Source organism: Clostridium luticellarii, assembly GCF_002995845.1.
In the GTDB taxonomy this organism is placed as follows: domain Bacteria; phylum Bacillota; class Clostridia; order Clostridiales; family Clostridiaceae; genus Clostridium_B; species Clostridium_B luticellarii.
Map to the genome: position 1 here is coordinate 52,961 of NZ_PVXP01000004.1, position 19,759 is coordinate 72,719.

A 19,759-nucleotide genomic window follows, 5' to 3' on the forward strand; every position below is an offset into this window, starting at 1 on the left:
TATTGCACCTACCTAAATCTCATCATTTTTGCAATAAAAAACCCATCCATATTGTCATCTGGAAGTATGGTAATGTAACCTTCCCTATGATAAATTATATTTTTTAAATCACCCAAGTCCAGTTTTTCCAATTTGAACTGAGGATTTTTATCAATAAACCAATTTACATTTTCACCATTTTCCCTCTTGTTCAAGGTACAGCTGGAATATATAAGCTTTCCACCCGGCTTTACATATTTTGATGCATTCATCATAATATTCCTCTGTACTTTTATCAGGTTATTCATGGACCTTTCATCCTTATTCCATTTGATCTCAGGTTTTTTCCTTATTATACCGAGCCCAGAACAGGGAACATCAATAAGAACCCTGTCTGCTGTATTCCGTAGTTCTTCTACATAAATTTCAGCATTCATCCTGCTGCAGATAATATTTTTAATTCCCAGCCTGTCGGCATTTTCTCTCACAAGTTCCAGCTTCTTTTCATGCAGATCATAGGAATACACTTTTCCTGTATTTTTCATAAGCTCAGCCATGTGACAGGATTTTCCTCCCGGTGCACTGCATAGATCAAGTAAAGTCATGTTCTCTTCAACATCCATAATATCAGCTACCAGCATTGCACTTTCATCCTGTACTGTAATATATCCTTTTTTAAAAAGAGGATTGAACTCCACATTGCTACCCCTTTTTATAATTATAGCTTCTTTACATATAGTACCTCTCTCTACATCATATCCATTTTCTATAAGTTCATTCCATACTTTACCATATTCTGTTTTTAGATTATTCACTCTCACTGTAATTTTGGGAATCTCATTTGAATTTTTTAATATTTTCTTCCCTGCACTTTCGCCATATTGGGTGATAATAAGTTTAGTCATCCAGGGCAAAAAAGAATATTCAAAACTCAATCTGTCAATTATATTATTTTTGTACTCACAGGGGAGATGTTCTTTATTTCTCAGATAATTTCTCAAGACACCATTCACCAATCTGGATAATTTGACTGATCTTTTTTTGGAAATTTCTACGGCCTCATTTACTACTGCAAATTCAGGGATTTTATCCAGATATTTCAGCTGATATATGGACATTCTGAGTATATTCAATATATCAGCATCCATTTTCTCCAGATTGCTCTTTATAAAAACAGCCAATATGTTGTCAATAGTATACTTATATTTTAAGGTTCCATACACTATCTCCGTAACCAGTCCTCTATCCTTCGCATTCAAATTTTCTCTATTTAAATACATACTCAAAATTATATTGGAATATGCCTTGCTGCACAACACCTGTTTAAGTATTTGAACTGCTATATTTCTAGCATTTGTCATAATTCTACCTCAATTCATAGCATACATCTATTCACTAATTTCTATCTCTGCTTATATATATGAGTCTAAGCAAATTAGCTATGGCAGTCAATGCAGCTGCTACATAAGTCATGGCAGCAGCACTTAAAACTGACCTGGCTCCCTTTAACTCATCTGAATAGAGTATATTTCTCCCTTCCAGTATTTTTAAAGCTCTTCTTGAAGCATTCAGCTCCACAGGAAGAGTTATTATCTGAAATAAAACCACCAGTGTAAATAAAATTATACCTACCTGCACAAGTCCTCTTATTCCCAAAATAAATCCTGCCAAAAACAATATCCATGAGGCACTGGAACCAAAATTAACTGCAGGTACAATGGCATTCCTTATGACAAGGGGAATATATCCATTTTTATGCTGAATAGCATGGCCGGTTTCATGGGCTGCCACACCTATTGATGCCACAGAATTTCCGTAATAAACATCCTCCGACAGTCTCATTACCCTTTTAGAAGGATCATAATGATCGCTGAGTTTTCCCGGTATAAGTTCCACCGGTACATCATAGAGCCCGCTGCCATCTAAAAGCATTCTAGCCACCTGGGCACCTGTATATCCATTGTGGCTTCTATATCTGGAATACTTTTGAAAAGCGGAAGATACTCTGTATTGGGCCCAAATTGCTACTAAAAGTGCTGGAATCAATATAATAAAACTACTGTCAAAAAACATAAATTACACCTCCACACAAATTATTTTCCTAATAAAACACCTGGTTCCATGGAATGTCCTCTTATATACTCACTGACTTCCATGGGTCTTTTCCCTGGAAACTGCATTTTTTTTATCAAAATAACTCCTTTCCCACAGGCAACCTTGATACCTGATTGGGAAATTTCAAGTATACATCCAGCTTCCTTTGAAGTCGTTTCATTAAGTACATCCACCTGATATATCTTCATGTTTTCACCACTATACTGAGTATATGCAATAGGCCACGGATTTAAACCCCTGACAAAATTTTTTATTTCAAAGCTGCCGAGATTCCAGTCTATATTTGCCATATTCTTGGATAACATCCCTGCATAATCAGTTGGAGTTTCTCCCTGTTTCTTTCTCACAATTGAACCTGCTTCCAGTCCTTCAAGTGTCTTTACCAGTAAATCTGCTCCATCTTCCTTCAATATATCTGTAAGCTCCCCCGCAGTCATATCTTCTGAAATCGGTGCAAAACTATTTAAGAGGATGTCCCCGGTATCCAGACCGGTATCCATGAACATGGTGGTATTTCCACTTTCCTTTTCTCCATTTATAATACACCAGTTTATGGGCGCTGCGCCTCTGTATTTGGGCAGCAGGGATGCATGCAGGTTGATGCATCCTTTTTTAGGTATATCCAGCACTTCTTTTGTAAGAATTTGTCCATAGGCTACTACTACTATAAAATCTATTTTCATATCCTTTAAATCATCTAAGGCCTGAGTATCTTTTTTCAAACTCACAGGCTGATATATTGGAATATTATGCTTAAGCGCCTCTTCCTTAACCGGCGAAAAAGATATTTTTTTTCCTCTCCCCCTGGGTTTATCCGGCTGGGTAAATACCGCCGTGACATTGAATTTATCTATTAATTTTTTCAGAGATGGCACTGAAAAATCAGGAGTCCCCATAAAAACTACATTCATATACCATTTTCACCTTCCTTTTTTATAGCCTTATCTATAAAGAGTATGCCGTTTAGATGATCTACTTCATGACAAAATGCCCTGGCCAGCAAATCCTCTCCTTCCACTATTACCTCTTCTCCACTTTCATTCAATGCCTTCACTTTCACTTTGCGGGGCCTCTCCACTTCACCCTGCACTCCGGGTATACTCAAACATCCCTCCTTATCCACATAACTGCCTTCACTGTATATGATTTCCGGATTTATAAGTTTGAATATCCCCTCTCCTATATCAACTACTATAACTCTTTTAAGCACACCCACCTGAGGTGCTGCCAGACCTACACCATCTTCTGCATACAGTGTTTCCTCCATATCCTTCAGCAGTGTTATAATTCTATCATTTATTACATCCACCTTTCTGCTTTTTTTTCGCAGTATATCGTCTCCATATTTTCTAACAATTCTCAAAGCCATATATTCAGCGCATGAATAAACTCTATGAAACTCAAGTTATTATGCGTTTTGTTCAACTCCCTTCTCAATTTAAGCTGCATTCCCAATTTCATGCCTGCAAATTTTACAACATGCTATTAGGATTTATATCTATACTCACCTTTATATCATTATAAACGTCTTTTAACAAATCATAAACTATTTTTCTAATATTCCAGGCCAAATTTAGATCTATTTTGCCTTTTATCATTATTTTCCACCTGTATAATTCCTTTATTTTAGATATTTCACAGGGACACGGCCCCAGCATTTCAATTTTATCATCTTTTTCGAGAATATTTTTTAAAAAGATACCAACATTTTGTATATTTTTTATTAAAATATTTTCATTTTTGCTATTCATATTTATAAAAAGGATATCTGAAAAAGGTGGATATTCCATACGCCTTCTTATATCAATTTCCTCATTAAAAAAATTTTCATAATCATTTTTTGCAGCACATCTTATACTGTAATTTTCAGGATTGTATGTCTGAACAATCACCTCTCCACGCTTTTCACCTCTGCCTGCTCTTCCTGAAACCTGAGTTATGAGTTCATAGGTTTTTTCAGCAGATCTGAAGTCTGGAAGATTAATAGACAAATCCGCCGCTATCACCCCTACCAGAGTTACATTTTTAAAATCAAGCCCTTTTGCTATCATCTGTGTTCCTATTAATATATCGGCTCTGCCTTCTTTAAAAGTATTGTATATATTTTCATAAGAATTCTTTTTCCTGGTAGTATCAAAATCCATTCTTATGGTTTTCGCCTGTGGAAATTCACTTTTTATCAATTGTTCTATCTTCTCAGTACCCACTCCAAAATATTTCACATACCTGCTTCCACATTTAGGACATACCTTTGGTATATCAATTTTGCTTCCGCAATAATGGCATATAAGTTTTCCCATATTGTGATGATAGGTATATGATATGTCGCAATTGCTGCATTTAAACACATAGCCACACCTTCTGCAGGATACAAAAGTAGAATATCCTCTTCTATTTAAAAATAGTATTGTCTGTTCTTTTTTCTTCAATCTGTCACCAATAGCTTCATATAGAACTCTGCTGAACATGGATTTATTGTCATGTAAAAGTTCCTCTCTCATGTCCACAACTTTGATCTCGGGCATAACGGCACCATCTGCCCTGTTTTTTAAAACTATGAGTTCGATTTCACCTTTTTTGCACCTGTAATAGGTTTCTACAGAAGGGGTAGCAGAACCCAGTATCATCTTGCAGCCATACTGGTCACATCTCATCTCTCCAATTTCTCTGGCGTTATATTTGGGATTGCTATCTGATTTATAACTCAGCTCCTGCTCTTCATCCATTATTATAAATCCCAAATTACTAAAAGGCAGAAAGATGGCAGATCTAGCTCCTATAGCAAGTTTAACCTGGCCCCGTTTTATTCTCATCCACTCGTCATATCTCTCTCCATCTGACAATTTGCTGTGAAACACACTTACATCCCTGCCAAATCTTCCCTTGAATCTTTCAACCATCTGTGGAGTAAGGGCAATTTCCGGAACCAGCACTATGGATTCTTTTCCACTTTCTATGGCTTTTTCCACAAGCTGCATGTAAATTTCAGTCTTGCCGCTTCCTGTAACTCCGTGAATTAGGAACACCTTTTTATATGAATTCATTATTTTATCTACTGCAAACTGCTGTTCTCTATTTAGAATTTTTTTGGAATAATCCACGTATTTTCTATTATCATACCTGGCTACAGTTCTTTTCCCCACAGAGAGAAACCCATGCTTTATCATGGTATTTATAGATGACAGAGACAGATTATAATTCTTACTTATGAAATTTTTGGTATATCTGCCATTTTCATTTTTCACTACTTCATATATGCTTTTATAAGGTTCTCTATTAAAATTTTCATCTAGCTTCCTGCCTGTATACACAAGAATCTTCTTTTTGTCTTTCATACCTTTGAAGATGCCTCTTGGGATAAATACTTTTATACAATCCAGATATGTACAAAGATACCTTCTTCTCATCTCTTCTACAAGCTCCAGATCCTTTGATGTTAAAAGAGCAAATTCATCACAGCAATCACTTATTTCTTTTATCCTGGTATCATCTACCGAGACATTTTCATAAAGTCCCACCACAAATCCATCTAATTTTCTGTTGCCCATTCCAAAGGGAACCTTGACCCTGAAACCCAGGGCTATTTTGTCTTTCAATTTTTCAGGTATTTTATAGGTAAAAATCTTATCCAGCTTTACAGAATTGCTATTTATAATAATTCCTGCATACATATGCATCAGCTCACCCTTTTATAATAAACATCAAATAAAGAGAGGGATTTAAATTTAACCCCTCTAATCGTAAATTTCGCATTTTAAATTATAACATAATTTATACCCTGCTGGATAATCCAGATGTCACTATGTTAAACAATTTTCTCGCCACTTCTCTTTTGTTCATTTTGTCCAAATTTATTTTGTCTCCATTTTTAAATATTATAGTTACCTTATTATTATTTGAAGCAAATCCAGTATCTGTACCCGTTATATCATTGGCAATTATGTAATCTAAATTTTTGTTTTTTAATTTTTTTTCAGCATTCTCAATGAGATCGTTGCTTTCTGCTGCAAATCCCACTAAAACCTGGCTTTTTTTTAATTTCCCAAGTTTTCTCAATATATCCACATCTTTGGTAAGGGGAAGCAAAAATTCATCTTCATTCTTTTTTATCTTCTTTTGAGAATAAACTTTTGGTTTATAATCGGAAACCGCCGCTGCTTTCACAACTATATCCTGACTTTCAAATTTTTCAAGTACTGCATTTAACATTTCCTCATTTGTCCTCACCCTCACAAATTTCACTCCAAAAGGTATACTTAAATTTGTAGGTCCTGACACGAGGGTCACTTCCGCTCCTCTATCTCTAGCTTCTTCAGCTATAGAATATCCCATTTTACCAGAAGATCTATTTGTTATATACCTTACAGGATCTATATCTTCCATTGTAGGTCCTGCAGTTACCAGAACTCTCTTTCCTCTTAGATCTTTTATGTCATACAACATACTTTCGATTACCTGTGCTATAAATCCCGTGTCCTCCAGTTTACCCTCTCCGCTGTCACCACAGGCCAACCTTCCCGAAGCAGGTTTTATAAATTCGTATCCAAACTTCATGAGTTTATTGACATTGTCCTGTACAATGGGATTCTTATACATATTGGTATTCATAGCTGGTGCAAAAATCACAGGAGCCTTAGTGGCCATAATGGTAGTAGTTAAAAGATCATCTGCTATACCATTTGAAATCTTTCCTATCAAATTGGCAGTAGCCGGTACAACTGCTACCAAATCCGCCTTTTTTGCAAGGGAGATATGCTGTATTTCCCAGGCCTTTGGTTCCTGAAACATATCCACATTTACAAGATTCTGGCTTATAGTCTGAAAACTTAACGGAGTCACAAATTCTGTTGCGGATCTTGTCATCACTACATTTATTTCAAAGCCCTTTTTTTTAAGTCTGCTTACAACATCCAATGCCTTATAAGCTGCTATCCCACCTGTTACTCCTACAACTACTGTTTTTTTGTGATCTGACATTACTTAATACCCTCTTTTACAGTTTCATAGGTGATCAACTGTCTATCTATTTCATTTATAGCTATAGTAACAGGTTTGGTTGAATCTATATCCACTAACGGCTCACTGCCGTCAATAATCTGTCTTGCCCTCTTGGCCGTTATAGTAATTAAAGTATATCTATTGTCTACTTTTTTCAGTAGATCCACAATAGATGGATTTATCATCGAATTGTTCATAAGTAATTACCTCCTTAAGGATTTAATATCTCATCTTTGACTCTATCCACTCTGCATTTTTCCGCCATGATTATACTTTCTATATTTCTCACAGCATTGTCTACAGTATCATTTATAACCACATAATTATATTTTGATACATAATTTATTTCCCTGTATGCTGAATTAAACCTGGTCGTAAACGACTCTGATGTTTCACTGCCCCTGTTTATGATTCTTTTTTTAAGTTCTTCCATGGAAGGAGGAAGTATGAAGACAAATACACCTTCAGGATAAGCCTCCTTTACCATCAATGCTCCCTGGATGTCAATTTCAAGGATTACGTCCTTTCCCTCTTCTATAGCTTTTAAAACCTGAGATCTGGGTGTTCCATAGTAGTTTCCATATACTTCTGCATGTTCCAAAAAATTATTATTTTTTATTTTATCCTTAAAATCCTCTTCAGTCAAAAAATAATAGTTTACGCCATTTACCTCACCCTTGCGGGGAGCTCTTGTAGTGGCTGAAACTGAAATCCAAAATTTATTTTTTTTAGTCAGAGCTTTGCACACTGTGCTTTTTCCTGCACCAGAAGGTCCTGATATTACAATTAAAAGGCCTTTTTTTTCCATTATTCCTCAACCTCACTGATTTCATCATCGTCGTCCCCATCTTTGGATGATAATCTATGTGCTACAGTTTCAGGCTGAACTGCCGAAAGTATTACATGATCACTGTCTGTTATTATAACAGCCCTTGTTCTCCTTCCATAAGTGGCGTCTATCAACATCCCTCTGTCCCTGGCTTCTTGAATTATTCTCTTTATGGGTGCAGATTCCGGACTCACTATAGCCACCAATCTATTTGCTGAAACAATATTTCCAAACCCTATATTTATTAACTTAATACCCATACATTTCCTCCTGTTTTTATTCTACATTTTGTATCTGCTCTCTTACCTTCTCTATTTCGTTTTTCACACTCAATACCAGCTGTGTCACTTCCAAATTTGTTGATTTAGATGCAATGGTATTTGCCTCTCTATTCATTTCCTGTAATATAAAATCAAGTTTTCTTCCTACAGGTTCATCCACATTTAAAGCATCTTTAAACTGAATTATATGACTATTCAGCCTTACAATTTCTTCATCGATACAGGACTTATCTGCAAACAACGCAACTTCCATAGCCAATCTATTTTCATCCACGGGGCACTTTCCCAGTAATTCCTTCAATCTAGCTGAAAGTTTTTCCCTGTATTCTTCTACCACATTAAGGGATCTACCTTCTATATTATTTACCAGATCTTTGATATTATTGCATTTTTGAATCATATTGTCTTTCAGCTTCTTGCCTTCTTTTTCCCTCATGTCCATAAGCATGGAAATAGCATCATTTAAAGCCTGCAATAGATATTCCCAGGTATTTTCCAGATCATCTTCTTCCTTTTTTAGCGTTATCACATCTGGGAATTTGGCAATTAGATCAAGAGATATATCGGATTTTATATTATATTTTTCTTCAATTCTATTTAAACACTCCACGTAGCTGTCCGCTAGTTTTTCATCCAGCACAGCTTTTGTAGTATAACTGCCAAAATTAGTCTGAGTCACGAATATATCCACCTTGCCTCTATTTATTCTCTCCTGAATAACCTTTCTCATCCTGCTTTCAAGAGGCATAAAGCTTTTTGGCATCTTAATATTCAAATCACAATATCTGTGATTTACACTTTTTATCTCCACCGTAAAACTCTGTCCATCACCTTCCACTGTACCCCTTCCAAATCCCGTCATACTTTTAATCATTATAATTTCATCCTTCCACAAACCTTATAAGTCTCCACTTAATTATACATAAATATATATAATAATTTCAAGATAAATTTCTCCAAAGGCTGATATCCTCATTTCAAAGTGCAAAGTATAAATACTAAATATTAAATAATGAAGATTTTAAGTTAAAGACGAAAATCAACCAATCCCAGCTAAAATTTCTCCTGAAAACCTATTTTAAAACGATTATATCATAAAATGCCTGCAATAGACATATATATATGAATATTATAGATTTATTTAGAAAATTTAGAGCTTCAGACAATTATATTTTAATTATCTGAAGCTCTAAGCTTGAAAATCCAATTTCAAGACAACCATATCTCGGTAAAACAACTATTTCAGAATACATTGCGAAAATTTAAAGTATAATGCATATTAGTCCTCCATTGCCTTCATTTATAATTTTCTGCAGTGTTTTTTGTATTTTAATCTGGATATCCTCCGGCATTTTATAGAGTTTGTTCTGAAGTCCCTCCTTCACCAATATTTCCAGTGACTTTCCAAACATATTGCTCTGCCATATTTTAGAAGGATCACTTTCAAATTGTTCCAGCAGCGATTTCACCATTTCCTCACTTTCCCTCTCTGTACCCATAATAGGTGAAATCTCAGTTTCGATATCTGCTCTTATAAAATGCAGTGAAGGGGCACTGGCTTTTAGTTTAACTCCAAATTTATTTCCCTGCTTAACGATTTGAGGTTCTTCCAGCTTCATTTCAGAAAGCTGTGGTGCCACCAATCCGTAGCCGGTTTCTCTTACATCTTTCAGGGCTCTGGAAATCTTGTCGTATTCGACTTTAGCACTGTTCATTTCCTTAACTATGTTCAGCAGATCATTTTCTCCTTGAATTTCTTTTCCGCAGATTTCACCCAATATCTTATAGTAAAGATCTTTTTTTGGATTTAGATTAATGGTGGCGGTACCCTCTCCCATGTTAATTTCCTTTACCTGGGAATCTCCCACAAACTCCACGTCGCCAAACCCCTCAACGGATTTCACTATATCTCTGATTTTGTATACACTTTGACACATTTCCTTTATCAAATTTATAAAGTCCAATTTAAGCCAATGAGATGGTTCCATTTTTTCTATCCACTCCGGCATGTCAATATTTATTTCCTTGATTGGAAATTCCTTTAATATTTTCTGGAATACATTTGTTATGTCTTCTCCCCTCATATTGAGCACATCCATACACTGAACAGGTACATCGTATTTGCCTTCAAGTTCTTTCTTTAAAGTCATGGTATCCGGCTCATAGGGGTGCTGCGAATTTAAGATTATCATAAAAGGCTTATTTATTGATTTCAGCTCATTTACAACTCTTTCCTCCGCCTCCACGTAGTCTTCCCTGTCTATATCCGTTATAGATCCGTCTGTAGTCACCAAAATTCCTATGGTTGAATGTTCATTTATTACCTTTTTAGTTCCAATCTCAGCAGCTTCTTCAAAAGGTATTTCATAATCGTACCAGGGTGTGGTGACCATTTTGGCCTCTTCTCCCTCCATATACCCCAGCGCACTTTTAACTATATACCCTACACAGTCCACCATCCTTACTTTGAATTTAGTACTCTCGTTTAAACTTATCTCTATAGCTTCATTGGGAACAAATTTAGGTTCCGTAGTGTGAATTGATTTTCCGGAAGAACTTTGGGGCAGTTCATCTTTAGCTCTCTGTTTTTTATAAGAATTATCTATGTTGGGAAGCACCATTATTTCCATAAATTTTTTTATAAAAGTGGATTTTCCAGTTCTAACAGGGCCTACAACTCCTACATATATATCTCCTTGAGTTCTCTCTGCAATATCTTTGTATATATTAAAGTTTTCCAAAATATACCCTCCAATAATCTAATATTAACAGTATATATATATTTTCATAGGGCATATTTTATTACATATTATTTCATATGAAGTCAAAATTAATTTTAATATACCTCACTTTTCTTGGCTCTTGTCATAAGTTCATATACGGTGTACCTGGGATCCTTTCCCAGAAAAAGTATTTCATAGAGTGCTTCAGTTATAGGCATTTCTACATTCAACTTACTTTTCAGCTCATGGAAAGCCTGGCAGGCTGATATACCTTCAACCACCATATTAACTTGTTTAACAGCCTCTTTTACTGATTTTCCCTGTCCTATAAGTATCCCTGCTTTTCTATTTCTGCTGTGCATGCTGGTACAGGTAACTATGAGATCCCCTATACCTGAAAGGCCCGAAAAAGTCTCCCTCCTGCCTCCAAGTCTTTCTCCAATTCTAACTATTTCTGCAATTCCCCTGGTCATAAGGGCTGCTTTTGAGTTGTCTCCGTAACCTATGCCATCTGAAATTCCAGCTGCCAGTGCAATTATATTTTTGACAGCACCGCCAATTTCCACTCCAACTGTATCCTCATTGGTATATACTCTAAACTTATTTGTCATAAACAAATTTTGAATTTTTCTGCAGGCTTCCATGTCTTTTGAAGATACAACCACCGTGGTGGGTATATCAAGAGCCACTTCTTCCGCATGGCTGGGTCCTGAAAGAACTACCACTTTGTTTTCAGGCAGTTCTTCTTCAATGACCTGTGAAAGCCTTTCCCCTGTTTTTGTCTCTATTCCCTTAGCTATATTTACAATTATCTGATCTTTATCTATAAACTGACTAAAATTTCCACACACTTCCCTTACTGCCTGGGAGGGAACCGCCAGAACCAAGATATCGCTGCTTTTGATCACTTTCTCACCATCGGTAGATGCCTTTACGCCCTTTGGAATCAATACTTTATGTAGATACTTTATATTTTCCCTTTTCACATTTATATCTTCCACTATAGTACTTTTTCTGTCCCACAAGTTCACTTGAACTCCCTTTTTAGCAAGCATTACAGAAAGGGCCGTTCCAAAGCTGCCCCCTCCTAAAAAAGATACGGATAAACCCACATTTAATCCTTCCTTTCCCTAAATTCAAATTTTATTCCAGTGCCTGTAAAATCGAAGTTTTCCCTCAATTGATTCTCTATATATCTTTCATAGGAAAAATGAATACAATTAGGATCATTTACAAAAAACACAAAGGTAGGAGGTTTGATATCTATTTGAGTGACGTAATATATCTTCAGTCTTTTATTTCCTACCACTGGAGGTTCCTTCATCATAATAGCCCTGCTTATAATGTCATTTAACACTCCGGTCTTTATTTTCTTACAATAATTTTCATAACAGATTTTCACCAGTTCCAGCACTTTATGTACTCTCTGTCCTGTCTTTGCAGATATAAAGAGGTAGGGAGCATAGATCATGAAGGAAAGACTTTTATTTAAAGTATTCTTGTACATATTTACAGTCTTCGTGTCTTTATCTATCAAATCCCATTTATTTACTATAACCATGATGGACTTATTCAATTCATGTGCATATCCTATTATTTTTTCATCCTGTTCACTTATACCCTGGGTAGCATCCAATATTAGTACACAGACATCTGCTCTTTCAACAGCTGCATAGGTCCTTATGACGCTGTACCTTTCCACTTCTTTTCTGACTTTGCTCTTTCTTCTGATGCCTGCCGTATCTATCAATAAAAATTTGCCTTCCTCCGTATTGAGGTAACTGTCTATAGCATCCCTGGTAGTGCCCGGAATCTCACTCACAATAACTCTCTCCTCACCCAGCAGTTTGTTCACAAGAGATGACTTTCCCACATTGGGTTTTCCTATAAAAGCTATTTTAACATATTCCTCCTCGGCCTGTTCATCACTGTGGTTTTTAAAATTCTCCACTACCTTATCCAGCATGTCACCCAGTCCCAGTCCTTGAGAGGCTGAAATGGCTATAGGATCCCCTATGCCGAGATTATAGAACTCATATGCAGAAACTTCCTGTTTTACACTATCTATTTTATTCACTACAAGCACCACTGACTTTTTACTTTTTCTGAGCATTTGGGAAACCTCTTTATCAGAATCAGTGAGTCCTTCCCTGCCATCCACTATGAATATTATCACATCTGCAACCTCAACTGCCATCTGTGCCTGTCTTCTCATCTGAAGAGATATTATATCATTTTCCTCCGGTTCAATTCCTCCAGTATCAATTATGGTGAAATTATATTTCAGCCACTCCGCCTCTGCATATACCCTGTCCCTGGTAACTCCAGGTGTATCCTCCACTATGGATATTCTCTTTCCCGCCAATTTATTAAACAAAGTTGATTTTCCTACATTAGGCCTTCCCACTATAGCTACTATTGGTTTTCCCATTTATCATTTCACCTCACCATTTTCATTTATGATCTTTATTAGATCCTTTCCTGTATAATCACATACAAGTATCTTTCTTTTTAAAGTTTTTTCCAGTTTCTCTAAAGTTACATCATCTAAAAATACCCTGTCTTTTGAATCTGAAAATTCATATCCTTTTCTCAACATACATTCCGGTATGACTATATACCTGCCAAGACTTTCATTTTTAAGCTGGTATGTTATATCTTCTGCAGTAATAAGCCCCGCCACAGTTATAGTGTTTCCAAAAAAGTTATTTATTATCTTTTTTACATCAATTAAAATATCGGGATTTTTTTCTGATATTTTAGCAGCCGCATTTTTTATGTCATTGTATGCCAGATCCCCGGTCAAAAAAGTAAAATTACCTTTTATATGAGTATTTAGATGATCAATTTCCCTGTCTATGTTCGCTCTAAAAAGCCTCACCATACCCACTCCATCTTCCAGCTGCCCATAATCTCCATAAAAAGTGGAATTCGGAATTTTTTTACATGAAATGAGATAGAATTCATCAGAAAGCCTTACAAATGGCGAGCCCATTTCTCCTTCATATTTGCACTGAAGTTCTTCTGCAATTTGCAGCTGATTTTCTGCTGAAATTCTGTCATACTGCCTAAGTGTAAAAAGTCCCTGCCTGTATTTAGTAATTCCCACAGGTACTGCTGCAACATTTAAAATTCCAGGATACAGTTTATACAAATCCTCCACGGTTCTCCTAAACTCCACACCATCATTTATACCGGGACATAGTACTATTTGACAATTAATTTTTATTCCATTTTCAGTAAGCTTCTTCAGCAAATCATATATATTTCCTGCAAATTTATTTTGAATCATCTTTATCCTAAGATTTGGATTTGTAGTATGCACAGATACATTTATTGGGCTGATTTTATACTTGATTATTCTATCTATATCCCATTCAGTCATATTTGTAAGAGTTACAAAATTTCCCTGAAGAAAGGCCAGACGGGAATCGTCATCCTTAAAATAGAGAGTTTTTCTCATGCCAGGTGGAAGCTGGGCTATAAAACAAAAAATACAATTATTATGACAGCTTCTGGGTTTATCCAGAATGGTCTCTTCAAATTCCACACCTAGTTCCTCATCATATTCCTTCTCTATTTCAAGTTCCCATATCTCTTTACTGCACTTTTCTATTTCTATTTTTACATATTCATCACTCATCAAAAACTTGTAGTCTATTATATCCTTAACCTCAATACCATTTATGGATAAAAGGCAATCTCCAATTTCTATTCCCATTTCCTCTGCAATACTTCCAGTTTTGACTGCCTTAATTCTATTTTTCATCTATATGACCCCTAATTAAATATTTATTATAACTTTTAAAACAAACTCAATAAAAATATAAGAATTCCCGAAATTACGGCACAACTTGGTATAGTAAATATCCAGGTTACAACTATATCCTTGGCCACACTCCATCTCACTGCAGAGAATCTTTTAGCAGAACCGACTCCCATTATAGCTGTGGTTATTATATGAGTTGTACTGACAGGTGCATCAAACATAGTGGCTGTAAATATTACCGCCGAAGCTCCCATTTCCGCTGAAAAACCATTTATCGGTGCCATTTTTGCCATTTTAGAACCCATGGTCTTTATTATCTTTTTCCCTCCAAGACTTGTTCCCAATGCCATGGACAGGGCGCAGCATATCTTTACCCATAGGGGTACTGAAAATTCAGCGAGAAATCCGGCACTCACCAATGTCATGGTTATGATTCCCATAGTTTTTTGTGCATCATTTCCACCATGATTTAAAGCCACCAGCATAGCTGAAAATATCTGGGCCTTTGAAAAAACCTTCGTAACTACACGAGGTCTGGTATTTCTGAGCACCAGATTCATTATATTCATAAATATATACCCTACTATAAATCCTATTATTGGTGATAATATAAGCCAGAGTATGACTTTCCAAAAAAGTCCTGACCAATTGATTATTAAAAAAGAACTCTTATAGACAACAGCAGACCCCACTAATCCTCCTATGAGTGCATGAGAGGAACTACTTGGTATACCAAAATACCAGGTTATCAAATTCCAGATTATAGCACCCATTAAAGCAGCTATAATTACTTCTTGAGTAACATCATTGGGATTTACTATTCCATTACCTACCGTTTCAGCAACTTTTACACTCATAAAAGCTCCCATAAAATTCAGGGAAGCCGACATTAAAACAGCTTCTCTCATAGTCATAACTCTGGTGGACACACAACAGGCTATGGCATTGGCGCTATCATGAAAACCATTTATCGTGTCAAATACTATTGCAATTATAACTATTATTACAGTCAAAGTCAAAGAACTAAGCATTTTTCATTACTACTCCTTCGATAACATTCGCCAAATCCTCACAGGCATCCAATGTATTTTCAAGGTACTGGTATATTTCTCTCCACTTTATAACATCCAAAACCTTCATATTTGATCTGAATAAACTTCCAATAGCTCCCCTTGAAACCACATCTCCCTGTTCTTCTATTCTGTTTACATCTATTATCATATGTGGGAGCTTCTTGCTTGTCTTCATATTTTTCAATTCTTTCATTATCTCTATTATTTCTTTGCAGGATTCAACTATCATGTGGCTCAATTGACATGCCTCTTCGGTACATTTATTCACATTCAGCATAACAAACCTGTTGGCAGTGGATTCTATAAAGTCAACAATATCATCCATATCCTTGGCTATTATATATATATCCTCTCTATCTAATGGAGTAATAAAGGTTTTATTCAATTGTTCTAGTATTTCATGCTGCTTTCTGTCTCCTTCATGTTCCACTTCTTTTAATTTTTTCAAATTCTTCTCTGCATTTTCCAAATCGCCCAAAAATTCCAGCAGCAGTTTTGATGCCCTGTAGGCAATATCCGCCGTCTGTATGAAAAATTCATAAAATTTATCTTCCTTGGGAGTAAAAGTAAACATTATATACCTCCTGATTATTGAAAATATTCATTTTCGACCTAATAAAGTATACCATAAATTAGGTTGAAATTAAATAAAAAAAGTTTTAAGCAGTATGTGCTTAAAACTCAAAAATTACATATATTTACTTTTTACTCATTTAGATCTTTCTGCTCTCCTGTCACTAAATATATTGTTCCCTCACATATATTCGTGGCACGATCGGCTATTCTCTCCAGATACTTGCATACAAGCACCAGTTGAATTATCTGATTTGCCTTGCCTTCATCCTTTTCGGCAACCTTAATCATGTCAGTAAATATTTTTTTAAATAACGCATCTATTTTATCATCCATTTTGCAGGCTTCATAGGCTTTCTCCAGATCCCTCTGCACATATGAATCTAAAGCAACTTTTATCATGTCCTTCACTACATTGGACATCTTCGGTATATCTGTCAGTCTTTTTACGTATTTCTCATTCTTGAGTCTCAAAGTCACTTTAGCTATGTCCACTGCATGATCTGCCATTCTTTCAAGATCCATCACCAATTTGGAATTCGTAAATATTGTTCTTAGATCTATGGCCAGAGGCTGCTCTTTTCCAGTCAGCTTTATGCATTTATCTTCTATTTCCCTCTGCAGGGCATCTACTAGATCATCATTTTTTATGGTCTGCTCCGCCAATTCTTCATCTTGATTCACAAGTGATTCTATACATTGATGAATTTGCTTCTCAACCATACTTCCCATTCTGAGCACATCATTGTGAATTTCCTGCAATGCACTGTCAAATGCACTTCTCGTCATTATTCACCGCACCTCCCTTATACCTTATAAATTATTTATTGCTATAACAAATTACAGCATATAATCTTATCCAAATCTGCCTGTAATATAATCTTCCGTTCTTTTTTCCTTGGGTTTGTAGAAAATATTTTCAGTCTTACCGTCTTCAATGATTTCACCATTTAGGAAGAAAGCGGTATAGTCGGATATTCTGCCTGCCTGCTGCATATTATGCGTTACTATTATTATAGTGTATTTTTTCTTCAACGTGTCCATAAGTTCTTCTATTTTGAGAGTGGATATAGGATCAAGAGCAGAAGTAGGTTCATCCATTAAAAGCACATCCGGCTCTACGGCAAGAGTTCTGGCTATACAAAGTCTCTGCTGTTGTCCTCCTGAGAGTCCCAGTGCATTTCTATTCAATCTATCTTTAACCTCATCCCATATTGCCGCACCTTTTAAACTACTCTCCACCAGTTCATCCAATTTACTTTTATTATTTATACCGTGAACCCTAGGGCCATATGCCACATTGTCATATATGGACATTGGGAATGGATTTGGGTTTTGAAATACCATTCCAATTCTCTTCCTCAAATCTATCACGTCATAATCCCTGTATATGTCTTTATCTTCAAATAAAACTTTTCCTTCAATTTTAACTGAATCTATTAAATCATTCATTCTGTTTAAGGTTCTCAAAAATGTAGATTTCCCGCATCCAGAAGGTCCTATAAGTGCTGTAACTGAATTTTTTTTCACATTTAAATTCACTTTTTTAAGAGCTTGAACAGCTCCATAGTATAGATCGAGATTTTCAGTCTGTATTATATCCATTGATTTTCCTCCCTACTTCTTGCCCGTATAGGATTCATATATTTTTTTGCCTATTATTCTTGCCAAAAAGTTAAACAACAACACCATAATTATCAAAACCGCAGAGGCTTTATTGGCAATATCAGCTGCATCCGGCACCATTCCCTCTGAATTGAGCTTCCATATATACACCGCCAGACTCTCAGCAGGTCTCATTATGCTGAAAGCAGAACCGCTGTCTATGAGACTGAAATATGAAAAATTCAATTTAGGAGCACTCATACCTGCCGTATACAAAAGAGCTGCTGCCTCTCCAAATATCCTTCCTGCTGCAAGTATTACACCTGTTAAAATTGCAGGTATGGCTGCCGGAATAACAACCTTTGATATGGTCTGCCACCTGGTTGCACCTAATCCAAGACTTGCTTCTTTTACAGAATAGGAGGCTGCAGTTATAGCATTTTCGCTTACCCTGGTCAAAGCCGGCAGATTCAATACCGATATGGCAAGAGCTCCGGATAAAAGAGTGAATCCCCATTGGGTGGCATTTACAAATATAAGAAGACCAAACAATCCAACCACAATGGAAGGAAGTGAAGCCATAGTCTCTATACAAAGCCTTATAACGTTTAAAAACACACCTTTTTTGGCATATTCGGCCAGATATATGCCTGCACCCACTCCAAAAGGCACACTAATTATAAGAGAAATCACAAGCATATAGAAGGAATTAAAGAGCTGGGCTCCTATACCTCCTCCTGTCTGCCCGAATTTTGGATCTCCAAATAAAAAAGACGGTTTAAAAAAACCAATTCCCTTAAACAATATATACCCTATCAAGGCAACCAGAAGAGCTACTATAAAAGCCGTCACACCATACAAAACTCCAGTCCAAATTTTATCCTTACTTTTGGCATTCATCATTTAATTTCACTTCCTTTTCCTATAGCTCTTATTATCAATATAAATGCAAATGAAATTATCAAAAGAAATAATGCCAGAGACCACAGTGCATCGTTCCATGCGGTTCCAGATACAGTATTACCCATATCCATGGTCAAAATACTTGTAAGTGTGGCCGTAGGACTGAGAAGACCTCCCGGAAATCTTATAGTATTTCCTATTACCATCTGCACTGCTAGAGCTTCACCAAAAGCCCTCGCAAGTCCAAGCACCACGCCTGTCAATATGCCATTTTTAGCAGATGGAACTATAACTTTCGCTATAGTCTGCCACCTGGTTGCTCCAAGTCCATAGGAGGCTTCCATGTAACCCCTCGGAATTGTTTTTAAAGCATCAGCTGAAATACTTGCTATAGTGGGCAGTATCATGACACTGAGCACCAGTATTCCGGCAATCAGGCTAAATCCAATGCCTCCAAAATGTGCTTTCAAGAACGGGATCAGTACACTGAATCCAATCCAGCCATATACAACAGAAGGTATGCCCACAAATAATTCCAGAGAAGGTTGCAGTATCTTAGAGCCTATTTTAGGAGATATATAATTCATGAATACAGCCAGTGCTATACTTATAGGAGCACTTATTATAACAGCACCTATGGAGACCAATGTAGATCCCACAAAAAATATAGCAGCACCCAGTCTAGGGCTGCTGGCATCTGGTACCCACCTGGATGTAAACAAAAATTGTGCTAGAGGATATCCTCTTTTCACAAATGTACTTAAACCTTTTGAAGCTATAAAAATTATTATACTAAGTGTGAGAACTATAATCATAATACCGCAAAATGTGGCAAATCCTCTTCCTATGTATTCATTCTTAAATTTATTCCACAACAATTTTTTTCTCATACTCACCAACCTCAATATTAT

At 36.2% G+C, this 19,759-nt stretch carries 19 protein-coding genes and 1 pseudogene; all 20 read right to left on the reverse strand.

Annotated elements, in window-relative coordinates; translation table 11 throughout:
• Nucleotides 1-8: 8 nt before the first annotated feature.
• A complete protein-coding gene (gene rsmB, locus CLLU_RS02700; RefSeq protein ID WP_106008038.1) occupies nucleotides 9-1,340 on the reverse strand; it encodes a 16S rRNA (cytosine(967)-C(5))-methyltransferase RsmB in 1,332 nt (443 codons plus the stop codon).
• A 34-nt stretch (nucleotides 1,341-1,374) separates the two neighbouring features.
• Nucleotides 1,375-2,052, reverse strand: a complete 678-nt coding sequence (locus CLLU_RS02705) for a zinc metallopeptidase (RefSeq protein ID WP_106008039.1) — start codon at nucleotides 2,050-2,052, stop codon at nucleotides 1,375-1,377.
• A 20-nt stretch (nucleotides 2,053-2,072) separates the two neighbouring features.
• The gene (gene fmt / locus CLLU_RS02710) at nucleotides 2,073-3,005 is read right to left on the reverse strand and encodes a methionyl-tRNA formyltransferase (protein WP_106008040.1); all 933 of its coding nucleotides are present in this window, start codon (nucleotides 3,003-3,005) and stop codon (nucleotides 2,073-2,075) included.
• Complete coding sequence (gene def, locus CLLU_RS02715) at nucleotides 3,002-3,463, reverse strand: peptide deformylase (protein WP_106008041.1); 462 nt, start codon at nucleotides 3,461-3,463, stop codon at nucleotides 3,002-3,004. Before def ends, fmt begins: the two co-directional genes overlap by 4 nt.
• A 103-nt stretch (nucleotides 3,464-3,566) precedes the next feature.
• Nucleotides 3,567-5,771 carry a primosomal protein N' gene (gene priA, locus CLLU_RS02720; RefSeq protein WP_106008042.1) on the reverse strand — a complete coding sequence of 735 codons (2,205 nt, stop codon included), beginning with the start codon at nucleotides 5,769-5,771 and terminating at the stop codon, nucleotides 3,567-3,569.
• 94 nt (nucleotides 5,772-5,865) lie between these two features.
• Nucleotides 5,866-7,071 (reverse strand): bifunctional phosphopantothenoylcysteine decarboxylase/phosphopantothenate--cysteine ligase CoaBC, encoded by a 1,206-nt coding sequence (gene coaBC / locus CLLU_RS02725; RefSeq protein WP_106008043.1) that lies wholly within the window; start codon nucleotides 7,069-7,071, stop codon nucleotides 5,866-5,868.
• Nucleotides 7,071-7,289 (reverse strand): DNA-directed RNA polymerase subunit omega, encoded by a 219-nt coding sequence (rpoZ, locus tag CLLU_RS02730; RefSeq protein ID WP_106008044.1) that lies wholly within the window; start codon nucleotides 7,287-7,289, stop codon nucleotides 7,071-7,073. Before rpoZ ends, coaBC begins: the two co-directional genes overlap by 1 nt.
• A pseudogene (gmk, locus tag CLLU_RS02735) lies at nucleotides 7,231-7,900 on the reverse strand (guanylate kinase). The gene rpoZ and the pseudogene gmk overlap by 59 nt, the downstream one beginning before the upstream one ends.
• Nucleotides 7,900-8,181: an extracellular matrix/biofilm regulator RemA gene (gene remA, locus CLLU_RS02740; RefSeq protein WP_106008046.1), complete on the reverse strand. Its 282-nt coding sequence runs from the start codon at nucleotides 8,179-8,181 to the stop codon at nucleotides 7,900-7,902. Before remA ends, gmk begins: the two are co-directional and overlap by 1 nt.
• Before the next feature lie 16 nt (nucleotides 8,182-8,197).
• The gene (locus CLLU_RS02745) at nucleotides 8,198-9,076 is read right to left on the reverse strand and encodes a YicC/YloC family endoribonuclease (RefSeq protein WP_106008121.1); all 879 of its coding nucleotides are present in this window, start codon (nucleotides 9,074-9,076) and stop codon (nucleotides 8,198-8,200) included.
• Between the two features lie 388 nt (nucleotides 9,077-9,464).
• Complete coding sequence (spoIVA, locus tag CLLU_RS02750; protein ID WP_106008047.1) at nucleotides 9,465-10,943, reverse strand: stage IV sporulation protein A; 1,479 nt, start codon at nucleotides 10,941-10,943, stop codon at nucleotides 9,465-9,467.
• A gap of 95 nt (nucleotides 10,944-11,038) precedes the next feature.
• A complete protein-coding gene (locus CLLU_RS02755) occupies nucleotides 11,039-12,037 on the reverse strand; it encodes an NAD(P)H-dependent glycerol-3-phosphate dehydrogenase (protein WP_106008048.1) in 999 nt (332 codons plus the stop codon).
• 2 nt (nucleotides 12,038-12,039) lie between these two features.
• Nucleotides 12,040-13,356 carry a ribosome biogenesis GTPase Der gene (gene der / locus CLLU_RS02760; RefSeq protein WP_106008049.1) on the reverse strand — a complete coding sequence of 439 codons (1,317 nt, stop codon included), beginning with the start codon at nucleotides 13,354-13,356 and terminating at the stop codon, nucleotides 12,040-12,042.
• 3 nt (nucleotides 13,357-13,359) lie between these two features.
• Nucleotides 13,360-14,694: a DUF512 domain-containing protein gene (locus CLLU_RS02765; protein ID WP_106008050.1), complete on the reverse strand. Its 1,335-nt coding sequence runs from the start codon at nucleotides 14,692-14,694 to the stop codon at nucleotides 13,360-13,362.
• 35 nt (nucleotides 14,695-14,729) lie between these two features.
• On the reverse strand, nucleotides 14,730-15,725 hold the full coding sequence (locus CLLU_RS02770) for an inorganic phosphate transporter (protein ID WP_106008051.1): 996 nt from the start codon (nucleotides 15,723-15,725) through the stop codon (nucleotides 14,730-14,732).
• Nucleotides 15,718-16,341 carry a DUF47 domain-containing protein gene (locus CLLU_RS02775; RefSeq protein WP_106008052.1) on the reverse strand — a complete coding sequence of 208 codons (624 nt, stop codon included), beginning with the start codon at nucleotides 16,339-16,341 and terminating at the stop codon, nucleotides 15,718-15,720. The genes CLLU_RS02770 and CLLU_RS02775 overlap by 8 nt, the downstream gene beginning before the upstream one ends.
• 131 nt (nucleotides 16,342-16,472) lie before the next feature.
• Nucleotides 16,473-17,129 (reverse strand): phosphate signaling complex protein PhoU, encoded by a 657-nt coding sequence (gene phoU / locus CLLU_RS02780; protein WP_106008053.1) that lies wholly within the window; start codon nucleotides 17,127-17,129, stop codon nucleotides 16,473-16,475.
• Nucleotides 17,130-17,195: 66 nt separating this feature from the next.
• The gene (gene pstB, locus CLLU_RS02785; protein WP_106008054.1) at nucleotides 17,196-17,945 is read right to left on the reverse strand and encodes a phosphate ABC transporter ATP-binding protein PstB; all 750 of its coding nucleotides are present in this window, start codon (nucleotides 17,943-17,945) and stop codon (nucleotides 17,196-17,198) included.
• Between the two features lie 12 nt (nucleotides 17,946-17,957).
• The gene (gene pstA / locus CLLU_RS02790) at nucleotides 17,958-18,845 is read right to left on the reverse strand and encodes a phosphate ABC transporter permease PstA (protein ID WP_106008122.1); all 888 of its coding nucleotides are present in this window, start codon (nucleotides 18,843-18,845) and stop codon (nucleotides 17,958-17,960) included.
• Nucleotides 18,845-19,738: a phosphate ABC transporter permease subunit PstC gene (gene pstC / locus CLLU_RS02795; protein WP_106008055.1), complete on the reverse strand. Its 894-nt coding sequence runs from the start codon at nucleotides 19,736-19,738 to the stop codon at nucleotides 18,845-18,847. The genes pstA and pstC overlap by 1 nt, the downstream gene beginning before the upstream one ends.
• Nucleotides 19,739-19,759: the final 21 nt, after the last annotated feature.